Genomic DNA, 2,762 nt, shown 5'->3' with positions numbered 1-2,762 from the left:
CCTGATCGGTTGAAATGTGGTTACTTCACCCTGTCAAAGCGGGGCCCACCTCACCGGGCCGTGCAGCATCGAAGGTTTGCCGGGAGATCTTTGGTAACGATGGCAGGGAGCCATGCCCTGTGGTGAGAGACGCTATCTCGTCGATGATCTCGTGGACGGTTTCAGCGATAGTCACGCTCGTCCGGGCAGGACGATGAGCCCCACCTGTCCCACGATTGAGGTGTCAAGCAGTACGGCTCGAAACTAATAAGTCGGCTGATCAATTTACTTGTTCGTTACCAGGGAGTAACGTAGATAAAATAACGGGAAGCATCCCAACCGTCTTTTGAAGGAGATAAACCGATGCAGACCATGAAGAAGACTCTTACCACTGTCGCACTCGCTGGAGCCCTGACCCTTGGCGGAGCCGGAATGGCGCAGGCAGCACCGAACCAGACCGCAGGTGCAATCGGTGGACTGGTAGCAGCCGCCGTGAACGTCGACCGCACGGTGGACATCGATCAGATCCAGATCCTCAGCCCCGATGGAAGCATCAACATCATCCGCGACGTCGACGTGGACGTGAACAACGTCCTCAACGGGCTGACCATTCAGATCCTGAACAACAACGACATCGACGTACAGGACGTCGTGGACGTCACCATCGTCGACAACGTGCTCGTTGTTGTGGTGGACGTTCTCTAGTCCTCGCTGATAATAACTGCCTGCTAAAAGGGGAAGCCCGCGCTGCGAAGCGCGGGCTTTTCTATTGGGCGGGCCAATCATTGAGGTGTATCAATGATGTGAGACACGGTTTGAGAGGATTGTGCTTATGTCTGAGAAAAAGTCTCGGCCGGTCTTTACCGCCGAGTTCAAGGCCGATGCTGTGGAGCTGGTGCTGACGTCGAAGGAATCAGTGTCGGCCGTAGCCCGCCAGCTCGATGTTTCCGATGGGGCGCTGCGCCGGTGGGTAAAGGATTTCAAACTTGAGCACCCCGAGCACGATGACGGGATGCCAGGGCCGGTGGACTGGCAAAAATACAAGGCCCTCGAAGCACGCAACCGTGAGCTGGAAAGGTCCAACGAATTCCTAAAAAAAGTTTCGGCGTTCTTCGCAGCAGGACAACGGTAGAGGAGTTGTTCACCGTTATCCACGCGCAGAGCGCCACCGAAGACGTCACCTGGATGTGCGACCAGCTGAACGTACCCAGAGCTTCCTACTACCGCTCCCTGGAAACACAACCAACCGCCACGACGGTCAGGCATGAACAGCTCACCAAGGCCGTACAGGTGGTTTTCAAGGCCTCTGAGCAGATCGCCGGGCACCGGATGGTCCAGCAGAAACTCACTGCCGCGGGAACGGAAGTCTCCGTGGGCACGGTCGCAGCGATCATGGCCGAGAACGGGTGGCAGGCCAAGAGAATGCGAGCCTTCAAACGCACCACCATCAGCGACGATTCTGCACCGATCTTCGAGGACCTCCTCAAACGCGACTTCACCGCGCAGGCACCCGGGACGAAACTCGTCGGTGACATTACCTACCTACGCACCGACCAGGGCTGGCTTTACCTGGCGACCGTCATCGATCTCTACACCCGGATGGTCATCGGCTGGTCCATGGCCCCACACATGAAGACCACGCTCATCATCGACGCGATGACGATGGCCCGGGACCACGGGCATCTTCAGACCGGCGCTATTTTCCACTCCGACCACGGATCGCAATACACGTCCAAGGCCTTCGGCTCCTGGTGCCGGGGCAACCAGATCCGCCAGTCCATGGGAATGACCGGTCAATGCTGGGACAACGCCGTCGCGGAGTCTTTCTTCTCCACCCTGAAAAATGAGTTCTACCACCACTACAGCTTCCAAACCCACAAGGCCGCCAGGACGGCCGTCATGCGCTATATCGAGGTGTTCTACAACCGGTGGAGACCCCACACCATAAACGCCGGACTACCGCCGGCAACGGCACTGGCCAACTACCGTCAAAACCAGCTGCAGCAAAAGACTGCCGCTTAACCCGAAAAACGACTATCCCGTGTCTCACTTACTTGACACACCTCATCACTTACTTGACACACCTCACATTTGCATCAGGTTCCTCCCTCGCTGATCGACACGAACCGCCTCACAAGCTGCAGGCACACGCCCGTGACAATCCACCACAACTCTCTTAGCTGTCGATCCCGCCCGCTTTGAACAAGGCGTTGCCGCAGGCGTCGTACTGGGTGACTTCTGTTCAACTACCCGAAGCCTGGCCACACACGGGCCTTTCTCGCTGCCAATCCTCACACCCCGGCCCCCAGACGTGTCAGTGGTTCACTAGGGGAATTCTTGGTCCCGAAGAAGATCCCTCCGGTACTGCACACACTAAGCAGTGGGTCCCACTTAGACCGCCCCCATGGGTCCCGCTTAGGTTGACATAGTCAGTCTCCAGACCAACCCCATACATGGTGGCGATCGAATTCAGCGTGTCACCGGACTGAACCGTGTGACTTGAGGCGCCGGTCACCACCTCGGGTTCGGCGCTGGCGCCGGTCGGGGCCGGCGCAGCAGTGCTGGCAGCGGCAACCGCGGCGGGCTCGTTGGCCGTGGCAGAGGCTTGGGCGGGGGCACCGACCCCGAGCAGCAGCGCCGACGCCGCCGCGAACGCGGCAGCGGGACGGCCCACTCCCCCGGCGTGGGAAGAAACAGCCTTCGACACGGACTTCAGCCCGTGGGTGAGAGCCGGAGTGGCACGGTGGCGCGCTGCATGAAAATTTTCGGACATGTTGATAACG

At 58.9% G+C, this 2,762-nt stretch carries 4 protein-coding genes; 3 read left to right on the top strand and 1 reads right to left on the bottom strand.

The annotated features are described in order from the left end of the window. The first annotated feature begins 342 nt into the window (after positions 1-342). From Y704_RS0117650 to Y704_RS0117640, 3 genes are all read left to right on the top strand, one after another. Positions 343-684 (top strand): hypothetical protein, encoded by a 342-nt coding sequence (locus Y704_RS0117650; RefSeq protein WP_026551084.1) that lies wholly within the window; start codon positions 343-345, stop codon positions 682-684. A 127-nt stretch (positions 685-811) separates the two neighbouring features. Next, a complete protein-coding gene (locus Y704_RS0117645) occupies positions 812-1,111 on the top strand; it encodes a transposase (RefSeq protein WP_026551083.1) in 300 nt (99 codons plus the stop codon). 5 nt (positions 1,112-1,116) lie between these two features. Continuing rightward, a complete protein-coding gene (locus tag Y704_RS0117640; RefSeq protein ID WP_081747744.1) occupies positions 1,117-2,001 on the top strand; it encodes an IS3 family transposase in 885 nt (294 codons plus the stop codon). A gap of 292 nt (positions 2,002-2,293) precedes the next feature. Here Y704_RS0117640 and Y704_RS24215 read toward each other — a convergent pair. Beyond that, on the bottom strand, positions 2,294-2,762 hold a 469-nt coding region (locus Y704_RS24215), incomplete at its 5' end, for a LysM peptidoglycan-binding domain-containing protein (protein WP_216699012.1).

It is taken from the genome of Arthrobacter sp. Br18, from assembly GCF_000520555.1.
In the GTDB taxonomy this organism is placed as follows: Bacteria; Actinomycetota; Actinomycetes; order Actinomycetales; family Micrococcaceae; genus Arthrobacter_D.
Note: the sequence above shows the minus strand (reverse complement) of the source record. Positions and strands in the feature narration are given on the sequence as shown.